The following is a 14,767-nucleotide window of genomic DNA, read 5'->3' as shown; positions in this document are numbered from 1 at the left end:
CTCCGTCACCGGCCCGCCATCGCCCCGCCGCCGCTCCGCCCGGCTCACGCTTCGAGCAGCCGCTGCCCCACGTACTCACCGGGTGCGGCGCCCCCCGGCACGGCGAACAGGCCGCTGGCCTCGTGCCGGATGAAGGGGGAGAGCGCGTCGCCCCGGTCCAGTTTGCGCTGCACCGGGACGAAGCCCCGGAAGGGATCGGCCTGCCAGCAGATGAAGAGCAGCCCGGCGTCCGGGGAGCCGTCGTCCAGGAGACCGTCGTGGTACGAGAACGGCCGCCGCAGCATGGCGGCCCCGCCGTTCTTCTCGGGGGAGGAGATGCGGGCGTGGGCGTTGGCGGGGATCAGCGGCTTCCCGTCCGCACCCGTCTTGTCCAGGTCCATCGGGGTCGTCCCGGTGCCGCCGCTCAGCGGCGCGCCGTCCGCCTTGCGGCGGCCGATCACCTGTTCCTGCCGGCCGACCGGGAGCTTCTCCCAGTCGTCCAGCAGCATCCGGATCCGCCGTACGACGGCGTAGGAACCGCCTTCCAGCCACGCGTGCGCCGCCGGTCCGCCGGACGGCACGAAGATCCGCCGGTCGAAATCGCTCTCCCCGGGCTCCGGGTTGTTGGTCCCGTCCACCTGCCCCATCAGATTGCGCGTGGTCATCGGCCTGGCCGTAGCTCCGGGGGTCCGGTTGAAGCCGTTCATCTGCCACCGCACCCGGGCCGCCTCCCCCGCCTCCTTCTGCAGGGCGCGCAGCGCGTGGAAGGCGACGAGGGAGTCGTCGGAACCGATCTGGACCCAGAGGTCGCCCTCGGAGCGCCCGGCGTCGAGGTGGTCGGAGGAGAAGGGCGGCAGCGGGTCCAGCCCGGCCGGCCGGCGGTCGACCAGGTCCGTGCGTTCGAAGAAGGAACGCCCGAACCCGAAGGTGACGGTCAGTGAGGACGGCCCGGCGTCCAGTGCCACCCCCGTGTCGTGCCCTGCTCCACCCCCGGCGGTACGGCCGGCCATCAGCCGCTCGGCCAGGGCCGACCAGCGGCGCATCAGGGCCGCCGCCCCTCTGCGGCCCGCACCGGATGCCAGGTCGAAGGCGACCAGATGACCACGGGCCTGGAGCGGGGTGGTGATCCCCGGCTGGTGTTTCCCGTGGAACATCACCTCGGTGGAGCCGATCGTGGTCAGCGCGGCGGGCGGGTCGTCCCGGGTCGCGGCGTAACCGCCCGCGCCCCCGGCCGCCCCGAGTACCAGCCCGGCGGCCCCGGCCGCACCGGCTCCTCCGATGAGCCGCCGCCGGGACACACCGGCGGTAGTGGCCGGCCGTGCCCCGTCGTCCGTGCGCGTGTCCGTCCCGGGGCCGTCCGCGGCCCGCGCGTCCGTCCGCGTCGCTCCGGTCCGCGTCCCGTCCGCCCGTGGGGCCCTGTCCTTCTTCTTGCTCACCTTGCTCAGCCGATCTTCACGTTCGTGTCCACGGTGGTCTGGTCGATGTCCGAGGTGCGTACGGTCACCGAGAGGTCCCAGTCGCCCGCCATCGGGATCCGCACCCCTGAGGCCGCCCAGTGCCCCGCCGCGATCCGGTCGGGGACGACCGGCAGCGGTCCGATGTCCCGGGCCTCCAGGGTGAGGGCGAGTTTCACCTCGGGGACGTCCATCGCACCGTCCGGCCCGTCGATCCACAGGTGTACGTCGTTGGCGCCGGTCCGGCCGGGGTCGATGTCCAGCCGTACGGTCCCCTTGCCGTTCACACCGCCGGTGTCGAACGGCAGGCTGAGGCCGACCGGCCCTCCGGTCACGGGGGCCGCGGCCGCCGCGCCGCTCCGGGCGGCCTCCTCCTCGGTCCGTCCGGGTTCGGTGGACGTCAGTACGGTCGTGACGGCGAGGAGCACCACCGCGATGCCGGTCTCCACCAGCACGGAACGGCGCAGTCCGGAGCGGTCCGGGTCGGCGTCCCGGGCCCGCCTCTGCCGGGTCGCCGCCAGGGCGGCCCGCTGCCGGGCGAGCTGGGCGGCCCGCTCGGGCCCGACCCCTCCGCCGCTCTCCCCGGCTCCGTGCGCCGTCTCCGGGCTCTCGCCGGGGGCCTTGTCCCGCACGGCGTCCGGGCCCTCCCGGTCCGCCGCGGTGGCGCCGCCCTCCCCGGCCGTACCGCCCTCCTCGGCCGTACCGCTTTCCCCGGCCGTACCGCCCCCCGCCACCAGGCGTCCGGTCCATCGCCGGGAGAACCAGGCGACACCGAGCAGCACCACGACCAGGGCCACCTTGACGAGCAGCAGCTGCCCGTAACGGGTGCCGGTCAGCGCGGACCACGACCCCACCTGCCGCCAGGACTGGTAGAGCCCCGTCGCGACGAGGACGGCCACACTGCCGAACGCCACCCGGGAGAACCGGCGTACCGCGTCCGCGGTGAGGTCCGGCGTCCGGTACAGCGCGACCAGCAGGGCGGCCAGTCCGCCCAGCCAGGCGGCGACGGCGAGCAGATGCGCCACGTCGACCGGCATGGCGATGCCCGGCTGGATGCCCGTCGAGGCGTGCTCCGCCAGCGCCCAGGTGCCCGCGATACCGATGGCGACGACCACCCCGCCGACGGCCAGCCCGAAGGTGAGGTCCTGCTTCTCCTTCCCGTCCTCCCGCTTGGCGTACGTCCCGAAGAGGACCGCGACGAAGAGGGCGGAGGCGCCGAGCAGCAGCAGCCGCGACACCAGCGCCGCACCCGGCTTGGTGTCGAGGGCGGCCTGCAGCCCGGCCAGGTCGAACGCGTCCGACAGCTTGCCCGACCCGGTGTAGGGGCTGCGCAGGAACAGCATGACCAGGGTGGACACGGTGAGGGTGAGCCAGCCCTGTACGACCAGGCGCTGGAGCGGCCGTGCCCCCGCGCCGCGCCGCCAGCACGCCAGCACGAAGGCCGAGCCGCCCGCCAGCAGGACGAAACCGGCGTACGCGGCGTACCGCGCGATGCCGTAGACCGTGCCGACGAGACCGCCCCCGTAGCCGGCGGAGGGCAGCGCCACCTCGGTCTCGGAAGGAGCGCCGATGGAGAAGGTGAAGGCCCCGGCGACCGGGTGGCTGTCCGCGGACACCGCCTGCCAGGCGACCGTGTAGGTGCCCTCGGGCAGCCCGCCGTGCAGGGACACCGCGTACCGGACGGGGCCGCCGGCGGACAGGTCGCGGGGCCCGCCGGTGTCGGCCCGTTTCCCCTCGGGGTCGAGGACCCGGATCGAGTCGTCACCCATGGCGATCTGTTCGGAGAAGGTGAGGGTGACCTCCTGCGGCGCGGTGGCGACCACCGCCCCGTCCTGCGGGTCGCTCCCGGTCAGCGCGGCGTGCGCGGACGCGGGGGTCGCACCGGCCAGCACCGTGCCGGACAGCAGAGCGATCAGCGCGGCGAGGAGTGCGACGGCGGCGAGCGGCCGGCGTATCAGGGGCGGCCCGGGGCGGGGGGCGGTGGTCGTCATGGGGCGTCAGTACCTCACTGCTTCCTCGGGTTGTAGGTGGTCTCCTTGACGGGGACGTCGACCGCGATGCGGCCCGCCTTCTCGAAGTGGAGCTCCACCGGGACCGTGTCCCCCTGCCGGGGCCGCTCCTTGAGGCCGGTGAACATGAGGTGGTTCCCGCCGCGTTCGAGGTCCAGCTGCCCGCCAGCGGGCACCTCGAACGACGTGACCATCCGCATCACCCGGTCCTTCGTCTCGTGGATGGAGACGTGGTCCGACAGCGGACTGGTCACCGAGGTGAGCCGGTCGGCGCCGCCGCTGTTCCGCACCACGAGGAAGCCGGCCGCCATGTCGCTCACGGGCTGCGGCATGAACGCGCCGGTCACCTCCAGCACGGGCGCGCCGCCGGACGAACACCCCGTCAGCGCCAGCCCGGTGGTGAGGACCAGCGCACCGGCCAGGGCGGTGCGGCGTCTCACGGGTTCTTCCCCTCGATGAGCGCGGGGAGGTCCTTCGTGTAGTCGTCGGCGGTGGTGTCCTCGCTGTACAGCACGTACCCCTGGTCGGTCTTCGGGGAGAAGGCGATGACCTGGGACCCGTGCATCGAGACGACCGTGCCGTCCTTCTCCTTCTTCGGGGCGTCGATGCCGATGCCGATCTGCCGTGCCCCCGCCTGGATGGCCGGGAAGTCGCCGGTGAGACCGGTGAAGCCGGGGTCCTGGGCCTTCAGCCAGCTGCCCAGGGACTCGGGTGTGTCCCGCTCGGGGTCGGTCGTGACGAAGACGACCTGGAGCTTGTCCTGGTCCGCCTTCGGCAGGGCGCGCTTGGCGAGCGCGATGTTGCTCATGGTCAGCGGGCAGACGTCGGGGCAGTTGGTGTAGCCGAAGTAGATGAGCGTCGGTTTGCCCTTGGTCTCCTTCCGGAGGTCGTAGGTCTTGCCGTGGGTGTCGGTGAGGACGAGGTCCGGCTTGGTGAACGGCTGGTCGAGCACCGTCGCGGCCTGGGTCTTCGCCTGGGTGGACACGTCGGCGACCGGCGAGCCCGCGGAGGACTCGCCGCCGCAGGCGGACAGGGTGAGTGCGGCCGCGGCGGCGAACGCCGCGGCCCACACCGTCTTCTTGTTGCGCATGGGGAACTGTTTCCTGTTGTGGTGCGGGTGGTGGAGCGGTGTCAGGCGGAGCGGCGACGGCCCGCGAGGACGCCGAAGGCGACTCCGGCGACACCGATGACGATGCCGACGACGCCCAGGACCCGGGCGGTGCTGTCACTGCCGTTCCCGGACGCGGCGGTCTCCGAGGACGCCGTGGTCTCCTTCGCGTGCTCCGCGTCGGTGCCCTTGCCGTCCGCCGCGGCGCCCCCGTGGGCATCGGCCGCCGCGGCGGTCAGCCGGAGGACGGGGGCGGGGCTCTCGGGCTCCTCGCCGCCCTCGGCCGGCTCCTCGATCCAGCGGACGACTTCCTTGTCGCTGTACGTCTGGAGCGCCTTGAAGACCAGCTGGTCGGCGTCCTCGGGAAGTTGTCCGACCGAGAGCGGGAACTGCTGGAAGAAGCCGGGCTCGACGCCCTTGCCGTCGGCGGTCCAGGTGACCTTGGAGACCGCCTCGTTGATCTTCTTGCCGTGTACCTCCAGGGGCTCGGCCAGCTTGCTCCTGGTGACCTCGATCTTCCAGCCGGCGACCGGCTGCGGGCTGACGGAGGCCAGCGGGTGGTCGGTCGGGAAGTTCACCTCCAGCTTGACGGTGGAGGCGTCGTCACGTTCGTTGGGGACCTTGAAGTTGACGGTGGCGTAGCCGCCCTTCGCCGCCTCGCCCTGCGGCTGCACACTGACGTGCGCGGCGGCGGGCCCGGCGAGCAGCAGGACGGTGGACGCGGCGAGGGCGCCGGCGACGGCTGCGCGGGAAACGTTCATGGCGGTATCACTCCACAGGTCAGGGGAAGAGGTGGTCCGGCGCGCGGAAGCGCGACGGCTCACGGCCACCTCGTCACCGGGTCCGGCGGAGGGGCCGCGTCAGGCCGCGAGTACGCACACGGGGGGAGGCCCGCGCCTGATCACCAGATGCTGCAGAGGGTCCTCGGCCGGGGGTGCCGGGGCGTCGGCCGCCGTACGCGGACGCAGCGGGCCGGTCGCGGACCGGTCCGGGAGCCCGGCGCGCAGCGCGCGCACCAGGGCCATGGCCGCACGCAGCGCGCGCAGCCTGGCACCGGCGGCGAGCTGCCGCCCGCCGTACGCCGAGAGCGAGACCAGCCGGAAGACCGCCACCTCACCGCGGCGCAGCAGCCAGCCGGTGGCGAGCGCGGCGAGGAGGTGCGCCAGGAACATGGGCAGGCCGGGCAGGAGCCCCGCCGCCACCGCCACGACCGAGGGGTCGGCGGCGCCGGACGCCAGGGGCGCGTGGCCGCCCTGTGCCAGTGACGCCGGATCGATGCCCGCGGTGCTGACGATGCGGTGGGCCTCGGCCGGACCGATCCGGTCGGGGCCCGCGCCGCACACCAGCCCGGCGGCGAACCGGATCAGCGGGTCGTCCCCGGTACGGGCGGGGCCCGCGGTGTGGGGGCCGCCGGCCGTGAACAGCGCGTGCAGGGCGATCTGCCCGGCCGTCAGCGCGCCGGCGATGGCGGGCAGGGAGCGCTCGCGTCCGGCGAGTGCCGCGACGGCGGCGAAGACCACGAGGAAACCGGCGGCCGCCGTCCACCCGGTCACGCCCGCGCCCGAGGCGAACGTGTGGCCCGCCGCGGCCAGCACGACGCAGACCGCGGTGAACACCGCGGTCCTCATGAGCCGCAGACCGGCTCCGGCGCGTGCGACGGGCTGAGACATGGCCGGGCCATCATCGCACCGAGGCCCCGGCCCCGGTACGGCAGGTCCGGAAGTTCCGCATCCGCACGGTACGGGGCGGTCCGTGCGCGTCCTGCCTGTTCACGCCCGGTGCCCGGGGACGGGAGGGATGGACATACACCGGAATACGGACCTTTTCCATCCGCCGAACGAGCGCTGTCATCGCCGCGGGGTGCTTACCTGCCGCCTGCCCCGGCAATACGTAACCGTATGTCGAGCCGCAGCCAGGAGGCTGAAGCATGAGCATGTGGTGGTCACTCCATTTGCGGCGCGAAGCCGCGAGCGTTCCGCTCGCCCGGCGTTTCCTGCTCGGCACCATGGAGACCGCGGGGGTGGATCCGGATGTCTCCTACGACCTGTCGGTCGCGCTGAGCGAGGCGTGTGCGAACGCCGTCGAGCACGGCGGGCGAGGGGACGAGGACGTCCCTGATCCCGGCCGCGCGGATGCCGGGCAGCCCGGACAGGCCTGTGGCCAGTACCGGGTCACCGCCTATCTGGACGGCGGGAGATGCCGTATCGAAGTCGCCGACTCGGGGCCCGGTTTCCCCGCGCGGCACGCGCTTCGCGCCGGTCCGCACGCCCCGCCGGGGTGTCAGGCCGATCCGCAGGCACCGGACACCCGTCCGCCGGCCATGGCGGAGAGCGGCCGGGGACTCTGCCTGATCGAGGAACTCGCCGATCACGTCCACTTCGGGAACCGCCCCGGCCACGGCGCCGTGGTGAGCTTCGACAAGGTCCTGAAATGGCGGGAGGGCGCGCTGCTCATGGTGTCCTGAGCAGCACGCCCTCCGTCCCGTGGCGCGCGCGTCCGCGCCGGGACCGGATCAGCCCTTGAGGCGGGCCATCCACGCCTCGACCTCGTCGGCCCGGCGCGGCAGCTTGTCGGAAAGGTTCCGGTTGCCGTCCTCGGTGACGAGGATGTCGTCCTCGATGCGGACGCCGATGCCCCGGTACTCCTCGGGCACGGTCAGGTCGTCGGCCTGGAAGTACAGTCCGGGCTCCACGGTGAGGCAGACCCCGGGCTCCAGGGTGCCGTCCACATAGGTCTCGGTGCGGGCGGCGGCGCAGTCGTGGACGTCCATGCCGAGCATGTGCCCGGTGCCGTGCAGGGTCCAGCGGCGCTGGAGGCCGAGCTCCAGGACCTTCTCCACGGACAGGTCGCCCAGCAGCCCCCACTCGACCAGCTTCCCGGCGAGGACGCGCTGCGCGGCGTCGTGGAAGTCGCGGTAGGCGGCGCCGGGCCGCACCGCCGCGATGCCCGCCTCCTGGGCCTCGTACACCGCGTCGTAGATCTTGCGCTGGAGCGGGGAGAAGGTGCCGTTGACCGGCAGGGTGCGCGTCACGTCGGCGGTGTAGAGCTCGTCGGTCTCCACCCCCGCGTCCAGCAGCAGCAGTTCGCCGGGGCGGACCGGGCCGTCGTTGCGGACCCAGTGCAGCGTGGTGGCGTGCGGGCCGGCGGCGCAGATCGAGCCGTAGCCGATGTCGTTGCCCTCGACGCGGGCGCGCAGGAAGAAGGTGCCCTCGATGTAGCGCTCGCTGGTGGCCTCGGCCCTGTCGAGGACCCTCACGACGTCCTCGAAGCCGCGCGCGGTGGCGTCGCAGGCCTTCTCCAGTTCGGCGATCTCGAAGGCGTCCTTGACCAGGCGGGCCTCGGAGAGGAAGACCCGCAGCTCCTCGTCGCGCTCCGCGGTGACCTTGTCGTCCAGCGCGGTCTCGACGCCGGCGTCGTGGCCGCGGACGACGCGTACCGGGCCGGTGGCCGCGGCCAGGGCGGCCGGGAGCTCCCGGACGTCCTTCGCGGGCAGGCCCAGCAGCTGCTCGGCCTCGGCGAGGGAGTGGCGCCGGCCGACCCAGAGCTCACCCTGGCCGTCGAGCCAGAACTCGCCGTTCTCCCGGTCGGAGCGGGGCAGCAGGTAGACGGTCGCCTCGTGGCCGGCGCCGGACGGCTCCAGGACCAGGACGCCGTCCTGCGTCTTGTCACCGGTGAGGTAGGCGTACTCGGTGGAGGCGCGGAACGCGTACTCGGTGTCGTTGGAACGGGTCCTCAGGTTGCCCGCGGGGACCACGAGCCGCTCGCCGGGGAAACGGGCGGAGAGCGCGGCACGGCGCGCGGCGGTGCGGCCGGCCTGGGCGATCGGCTCCAGGCCGTGCAGCTCGGTGTCGGCCCAACCGGACTTCATGTTCTCGGCGAGCTCGTCGGAAATGCCCGGGTACAGGCCGTTCTTCCGCTGCTTGATCGGCTCTGCTTCGGCTGTCTCCGGGTTCTCCGGGGTGAGCTCGTCAGACACGATTTGTCCTTCCTGTACGAAACTGGGCCTTATACGCCACCAGGCCCCCTCCATCGTACGGGCGTACGGAAGGGGGCCCAGGGCCGGAAGACCTGTTACCTGGCGGGCGGGGTCCGTCAGTCGAAACGCACGGCCAGCACGACCACGTCCTCACCGTGCCCGTCCCGGCCGGGGCCGTCGGGCAGAACGGCCCCGAGGACGTGGTCGGCCACGGCGCCGGGGTCCTCGCGCAGGTCCCTGGGCACGGCCGCCGCGGCCGCCCGCAGCCGGGCGAACGCCCGGTCGGCCGCCTCGCCGGTCCGGCGCAGCAGGCCGTCGGTGTAGAGGAGCAGGGTTTCCCCGGGGAGCGGGCAGAACTCCACGCTCGGCGCTTCCCAGCAGGAGAGCATGCCGAGCGGCGCGGACAGTGTGGTCTCCACGAACTCGGTGCGCCGCTCACCGGTCACCAGCGGCGGGTTGTGGCCCGCCCCGGCCAGCAGCACGGCGCGCCGGCCCGGCTCGCAGTAGGCGTAGAGGGCGGTGGCGGTTCCGGCCGGCTCGGTGATCCGCAGCAGCAGTTCGAGATCGGACAGTACGGCGACGGGGTCCTCGCCCTCCATCACGGCGTAGGCCCGCAGTCCGGCGCGGAGCCTGCTCATGGCGGCCAGGGCGCTCGGCCCCGATCCGCCCGCCGAGCCGACGGAGAGCCCCAGCGTGTCGTCCGGGAGGGGAAGGGCGTCGTACCAGTCGCCCCCGCCCTCGGGGCCGGTCCGGTGCCGGGCCGCCAGCCGCACCCCGGGGGTCCGGGGCAGCCTGCTCGGCAGCAGTTCCCCGGCCATGAGGGCGGCGTCCGCCCTGGCCCGTTCCAGCTCCAGCAGCCGGGCCATGTGCTGGGCCGCGTAACGGCCGTAGAGGCCGACGAGATGGCGCCGGCGCTCCAGCGGCTCCGCGGGCTCGTCGTACAGCCAGACGGCCGCCCCGAGCCGGCCTGTGTCCGGGGTGGCGAGGGGGAGGGTGAACGCGGCCGCGTATCCGAGGCGGACGGCGACCTCGCGGGCTCGGGCGCCGGTGTCCGGATCGCCGAGGATGTCGGGGTCCGCCTGGGCGCCGCCGGTGCCGGGGAGGCCGTCGAGGAACCGGCCGTGGGCGGTCGTACCGCGGGGCACCGTCTCGATGAGTCCGAGGTCCGCGTGGGCGAGGCCGAGGCCGGCCGTCCGGGAGGGGCCCTGTCCGTCGGCCGGTTCGAGGACCAGGAGCCCGCGGCGGGCGCCGATCAGGGCGGCGCCCGCGCTCAGCGTCTCGTGCAGGGCCCCGTCGAGTGTGCCGGTCCCGGCCAGGCTCTCGGTGAACTCGTGCAGGGTGGTCAGATCGGACACCCAGCCGGCCAGGCGGTCCTGGAAGAAGGAACCCGGCGGCGCCGGAGTGTCCGGCAAGGGCGCGGAGGGGTGCGTTGAAACCGAAATCAGTGAATCGATTCCAGCCACTTTCGGCAGGTGCGGGGCGCTCATGACATTCGGCTTTCCGACCGGTGCGTTTTGTCGAATGGCATCACAAACCCCCACGTCGTGCTGCACCGCTATCGGTGCAACCGCATGTATACGGAACCACATCTACACGCATAAGGAAGGTGATGTCCAGTATTGTCCTTGTGGTATTTGCGGTGTCCGGCGAGCCGCTAACTTGGCCGAAAAATGTACCCCTGTCCGGCTTTCTGCGGTCGACTGGGCGTGCTCGGTAGGGGAGTCCTCGGGGTGAAGTGCCCGAGGGAGCGTCATTCCGGGCAAGCGGGGTACGTAATCGAGTGCGGTCAGGGGCAGTTGGACACGCCCCGGAACCCGGCGGCGAGCCCGGACGTCCTCACCCGTGACGGCCGCACGTCCGCCCCCTCGCGGCGGGCAGCACCAGGGGCGGCAAGCAGCGTGATGTACACGCCGTCCGCGCGATGTTTTGAGCGGACTCGACTCCGCAGAAATTTGTTCGGTTCCACTCTGATCCTTTTTTGTTCCACTCCGATCGAATCGGCGCACCCTCGGCACGAGTTCATGTCCGTCCCGCACCACCCGGCGGACATGTACACACGTTCAGTGAAGAGACGAACGCGTCGGGTGACCGGCGCGTGGTGTGATGTGGACCTCGGCGTTCAACGGAAAGGAACGAGCGCTCATGCGCGAGATCCTCGGAAGGCGACGCAGGCGCCGGACCCGGCGCGCGGCACGTTCTGCCCGGCTCGACGCGGCGCTGACCTGCGCCACCGTCTGGAGATGGCCCCTGGTTCCCGGGGTGGCCACCGCCACGGCGGGTACACGCGGTGAACGCGGGCGTGGCTGCGCCTGCCCGGACCCCGGGTGCGCCGTACCCGGCGCACATCCCTTCGACCCCGGCCTGCTCGCGGCGACGACCGACGAGCGCATGGTGCGCTGGTGGTGGGGCAACCGGCCCACGGCTCCGCTCGTGCTCGCCACCGGCGGGCGCGCGCCCTGTGCGCTGAGCCTTCCGGCGGTGGCGGGCGCGCGTGCGCTCGCGGCGCTGGACGCCGGAGGGCTGCGGGTCGGCCCTGTGGTGGCGACGCCCACCCGCTGGTCCCTGCTGGTCGCGCCCTACGGCCTGGAGAGGCTGGGAGAGCTGCTGCACGAGAAGGACTGGGTGCCCAGCTCGCTGAGATTCCACGGAGAGGGCGGCTACCTCGTCCTGCCGCCGTCCGAGGTGGGGACGGGGCAGGTCCGCTGGGAGCGGAGCCCCCGGCCGGGCCGGCAGGGCGTTCCCTGGCTCCCGGACGTGGAGGTGGTGCTGGACGCGCTGGTCGAGGCGAGCACCGGCGCTCCGGGCGACGGCAGCAGACTGGCGTACTGAGCGGGCCACGGGGCCGTGCGGGCGGTGGGCGTCCCGGACGCGTACCGCCCGCACGGCCCGGTATCTCTGTCCGAAACCGCATGCCCGGCACGGGCGCGGACGGCCGGAGCGGCGGGGCGGGAGAAGCGGGGAGGGGCCGGCCGGGCGGAGGCCGTCCGGCGGCCGGCGCGGGCGTGCGGTCCGCGGACCGGGCGAGGGGCCGGCGGCTGCGAGAAGCCCTGGCACCGCCCGCGGATGCCCTGCTGGGCGGGGTTCAGCGAGTCTTCCCGGACCCCGGGCGGGCCCTGTCCGGACGTACCCGGACACGCAGAGGCCCGGTCGCTGGCGACGGGGGATGCACCAGCGACCGGGCTTCCAGAACCGTAACAAGAGATCTGCCGTTAGCAAATTCGATCTCGCCTATTCGGACAGCGAATTACCGGTGAGTACGGGTGATGTGGCCGGTGTCACCCGTACGCCTCCGGCCGTGTCCGGTTCAGCTGAGCGTCACCTGACGATTGGTCAGCCCGCCTCGTGCCCGGCGTTCCTCGCCGGTGAGCGGGGCGTCGGACGCCAGGGCCTCGGCGAGCTGTTCCGCGAACCGGGCCGCGGGCTTCTCGCAGTCCTGCGCGCCCATGCCGCTCGGCAGGTCCCAGACCGGGACCATCAGGCCGTGGGCACGGAACGAGCCGACGAGGCGGGTGCCTTCGCCGAGCGAGGAGGCGCCCGCCGCGTGCAGCCGTGCCAGGGCGTCGAGCAGCCGCTCCTCCGGATGCGGCATGACCCAGCGCAGGTGGTTCTTCTCCGGCGTCTCGCACCAGTAGGCGGCGTCGACCCCCGTGAGCCGGGTGGTCGGGATGGCGGCCTCGTTGGCGCGCTCCAGGGAGGCCGTCACCTCGGGCGCGGCGTTCTCCGAATCCGGGACCCAGAACTCGAACCCGGGGTGCACGACCGGCTCGAACACCGCGCCCGGGTCGAGGAGGTCCTGGAGCCGGGGACCGTCGGCGGGGACGCGGCGCGCGGTGACCGGCGAACCGGGCGCGGCCTCCAGCGCCTGCTGGAGGGTGTCCGCGAGGTCGCGGCTGAGGTCGCCGGACGGGGTGTCGTTCTGCAGGGCGAGCAGGACGGAGCCGTCGTCGCGGCGGAGCGCGGGCCAGGCCATGGGCAGCACGGTCGCGAGCGTCACCGACGGTACGCCGTCGGGCAGTCCGCCCTTCAGCGCCAGCTCGGCGGTGGCCGCGGGGACCAGTTCACGCAGCGCGACCCAGTCGCACTCCCCGGGCAGCCCTTCGAACGGGCGGTGGACCAGCTCGGTCACGGCCTGCGCGGCGGCGCGCCCGTGACACGCCTTGTAGCGGCGGCCCGATCCGCACGGGCAGGGCTCCCGTGCCCCGACGACCGGGATCTCACCATCCTTGAGCTGCGGCTTCCCGGCCTTGGACTGAGGGCGCTTCTTGGCCATGGTGGGCGTTCTCCCGATTGCGACAGTGCGGTCTCGGCGCGAGCCTAGTGCCTCTCCCGGCACCGGCCGCCTCCGTACCGCCGGGGCACCCGTCTCCGCCCCGCCGGGAGCACCCGCCGGGGCCGCCCGCCGCCCACCGGACCGGCGCACGGGGCGGGTTGCGGCGCGGCGCAGGGGGCGGGGCACGGTGCGGCGTACGGCCGCGGCCCGTCCTCAGCCCGCGTCGTCGAAGGCGTCGAGGACCTCGGCGAGCTCCAGCCCCTCCAGCCGGCCGATGCCGCCCAGGGAGCCGCGTGCGTGCCCGCCCAGCGCGCTCAGCCCCCGGGAGCCGTGGCGGCCCTGGGCCCCGCCGCGGGAGGAGGGGAACACCTCGGGCCGGCGGCCGGCGGAGAGCAGTGCCCAGACGGTGACCTCGCCCGAGGTGCCGTCGCGTACGCCCCACTCCTCGGCGAGGCTGCTGATGATGTTCAGCCCCCGGCCGCCCCGCGCGGTCACCGACGGTTTGGCCGGAACCGGTCTGGTCGGCCCCCCGCCGTCCGTGACCTCGACGGTCAGCTCACCGGTCGTGCCCACGCGCCACGCGGCGCGCACGTCCCCGTCGCCCACGTCCGCCCTGCGGTCCAGCGGTCTGCCGTGCCGGCAGGCATTGCTGAGCAGTTCGGAAAGGATCAGTACGGCGTCGTCGACGACCGTGTCCGGCACCCCGTTGCCACGGAGCTGCTCGCGCATGCGATGCCGCGCCTGGCCCACGCCCGCAGGGCCATGGGGTACGGCCATGCTCGACGACGTCGGCACTTCCTGTGCCACCACAAACGCCACCCCCGAGACCTCCTTCGCCCCACGCCACGGGTTGGATGCCCCCCTGGACCGGGCCGGAAACCGGCCGACGCCTCAGCAGTGATGCATTCACAACGGTCGAATGCGGAGTGAATGCGCCGGTGCACCCCCCGTAATTGATATTAAAAGCGCCCTAGTTGTGACAGGACCTGTCGCGGGCGGTTGGTGATGATCGCGTCCACCCCCAGGCGCACGCAGAGTTCGACGTCCTCCGGTTCGTTCACCGTCCACACGTGCACACGGTGCCCCGCCCGGCGCAGCCGCTCGACGTGTTCCGGGTGGTTGCGCACGATCCGCATCCCGGGGCCGGCGATCCTCGCCCCCGCGGGCAGCCGCCCGTCACGCAGCCGCGGTGAGACGAACTGCATCAGGTAGACGGTCGGCAGCGTGGGGGCGGCGGCCCGGACGCGGTAGAGGGAGCGGGCGGAGAAGCTCATGACGCGCACCGGGGAGGGCCCGCCGGCCGGCGGGCGGTCCAGGCCGAACCGTCCGAGGGTGTGCAGGAGCCGCTCCTCCACCTGCCCCGCCCAGCGGGTGGGGTGCTTGGTCTCGATGGCGAGCTCCAGCGCCCGCCCGCCCGCCCGTGCCTCGCAGACCAGCTCCAGGAGCCGTTCCAGCGTCAGTACGGAGGTGAGCTCGCCCGGGACCGGGTCCCAGTCGGGCGACTCCCGGTGGTCCTTGAGGTCCTGGCGGTCCTTCCAGGACCCGAAGTCGAGGGCGGCGAGATCGGCGAGCTCCAGGGCCGAGACGGCCCCCCGGCCGTTGGACGTACGGTTCACCCTGCGATCGTGCACACAGACGAGCTGGTGGTCCGCGGTGAGCCGTACGTCGCACTCCAGGGCGTCGGCGCCGTCCTCGATGGCTTTCCGGTAGGCGGCCAGGGTGTGCTCGGGAGCCTCGTCGGAGGCCCCCCGGTGGGCGACGACCTGGATGGGCGATGGCGTGGAAGGCGGGCGCGCGTGGGTCACGGGCGCCATGGTGTCACCGGGACGCGGCGGGCGCGGGCACCTTGTCGGGGCGGACCGTTTTGCCGGATGTAAAGATTGGTGGGCGGATGCACAGCTCCTGCTTACAGTGGCCTGACGTGCTGTGGGAAAAGCTGAACGCAGACACGTGCACAGCGGATCTCTTGCC

At 73.3% G+C, this 14,767-nt stretch carries 13 protein-coding genes; 2 read left to right on the top strand and 11 right to left on the bottom strand.

What is annotated here, in order from left to right; all coding sequences use genetic code 11:
• Positions 1-44: 44 nt before the first annotated feature.
• The 6 genes from efeB to CP967_RS16585 all read right to left on the bottom strand — a co-directional run bounded on the left by efeB (position 45) and on the right by CP967_RS16585 (position 6,220).
• Positions 45-1,277 (bottom strand): iron uptake transporter deferrochelatase/peroxidase subunit, encoded by a 1,233-nt coding sequence (efeB, locus tag CP967_RS16610; protein WP_229888419.1) that lies wholly within the window; start codon positions 1,275-1,277, stop codon positions 45-47.
• 143 nt (positions 1,278-1,420) lie between these two features.
• Positions 1,421-3,424, bottom strand: a complete 2,004-nt coding sequence (locus CP967_RS16605) for a copper resistance CopC/CopD family protein (protein ID WP_150488717.1) — start codon at positions 3,422-3,424, stop codon at positions 1,421-1,423.
• Positions 3,425-3,438: 14 nt separating this feature from the next.
• Positions 3,439-3,882 (bottom strand): copper chaperone PCu(A)C, encoded by a 444-nt coding sequence (locus tag CP967_RS16600; RefSeq protein WP_150488716.1) that lies wholly within the window; start codon positions 3,880-3,882, stop codon positions 3,439-3,441.
• Positions 3,879-4,532 (bottom strand): SCO family protein, encoded by a 654-nt coding sequence (locus CP967_RS16595; RefSeq protein ID WP_150488715.1) that lies wholly within the window; start codon positions 4,530-4,532, stop codon positions 3,879-3,881. The genes CP967_RS16600 and CP967_RS16595 overlap by 4 nt, the downstream gene beginning before the upstream one ends.
• A gap of 41 nt (positions 4,533-4,573) precedes the next feature.
• Positions 4,574-5,311: a YcnI family copper-binding membrane protein gene (locus tag CP967_RS16590; protein WP_150488714.1), complete on the bottom strand. Its 738-nt coding sequence runs from the start codon at positions 5,309-5,311 to the stop codon at positions 4,574-4,576.
• Positions 5,312-5,410: 99 nt separating this feature from the next.
• Positions 5,411-6,220, bottom strand: coding sequence for a hypothetical protein (locus tag CP967_RS16585; protein WP_150488713.1), 810 nt, complete (start codon positions 6,218-6,220; stop codon positions 5,411-5,413).
• Positions 6,221-6,477: 257 nt separating this feature from the next.
• On the opposite strand from CP967_RS16585, the gene CP967_RS16580 reads away from it, so the two are divergent.
• A complete protein-coding gene (locus CP967_RS16580) occupies positions 6,478-7,014 on the top strand; it encodes an ATP-binding protein (protein WP_150488712.1) in 537 nt (178 codons plus the stop codon).
• Between the two features lie 48 nt (positions 7,015-7,062).
• Here CP967_RS16580 and CP967_RS16575 read toward each other — a convergent pair whose 3' ends face one another.
• Both CP967_RS16575 and CP967_RS16570 read right to left on the bottom strand, forming a co-directional pair.
• Positions 7,063-8,526: an aminopeptidase P family protein gene (locus CP967_RS16575; RefSeq protein WP_150488711.1), complete on the bottom strand. Its 1,464-nt coding sequence runs from the start codon at positions 8,524-8,526 to the stop codon at positions 7,063-7,065.
• A 116-nt stretch (positions 8,527-8,642) separates the two neighbouring features.
• On the bottom strand, positions 8,643-10,115 hold the full coding sequence (locus tag CP967_RS16570) for a PP2C family protein-serine/threonine phosphatase (RefSeq protein ID WP_150488710.1): 1,473 nt from the start codon (positions 10,113-10,115) through the stop codon (positions 8,643-8,645).
• Between the two features lie 553 nt (positions 10,116-10,668).
• Between CP967_RS16570 and CP967_RS16565 the strand changes: the two genes are divergently transcribed.
• Complete coding sequence (locus CP967_RS16565; RefSeq protein ID WP_150488709.1) at positions 10,669-11,355, top strand: bifunctional DNA primase/polymerase; 687 nt, start codon at positions 10,669-10,671, stop codon at positions 11,353-11,355.
• A gap of 475 nt (positions 11,356-11,830) precedes the next feature.
• Here CP967_RS16565 and CP967_RS16555 read toward each other — a convergent pair whose 3' ends face one another.
• From CP967_RS16555 to CP967_RS16545, 3 genes are all read right to left on the bottom strand, one after another.
• On the bottom strand, positions 11,831-12,796 hold the full coding sequence (locus CP967_RS16555; RefSeq protein WP_150488707.1) for a DUF5926 family protein: 966 nt from the start codon (positions 12,794-12,796) through the stop codon (positions 11,831-11,833).
• 213 nt (positions 12,797-13,009) lie between these two features.
• Positions 13,010-13,615 carry an ATP-binding protein gene (locus tag CP967_RS16550; RefSeq protein ID WP_150488706.1) on the bottom strand — a complete coding sequence of 202 codons (606 nt, stop codon included), beginning with the start codon at positions 13,613-13,615 and terminating at the stop codon, positions 13,010-13,012.
• A gap of 140 nt (positions 13,616-13,755) precedes the next feature.
• Positions 13,756-14,610 (bottom strand): glycerophosphodiester phosphodiesterase, encoded by an 855-nt coding sequence (locus CP967_RS16545; RefSeq protein ID WP_190175116.1) that lies wholly within the window; start codon positions 14,608-14,610, stop codon positions 13,756-13,758.
• Positions 14,611-14,767 lie beyond the last annotated feature (157 nt).

Origin of the sequence: Streptomyces nitrosporeus, assembly GCF_008704555.1 — a bacterium.
Lineage (GTDB): Bacteria > Actinomycetota > Actinomycetes > Streptomycetales > Streptomycetaceae > Streptomyces > Streptomyces nitrosporeus.
This window is presented reverse-complemented; position numbering and strand designations above follow the sequence as displayed.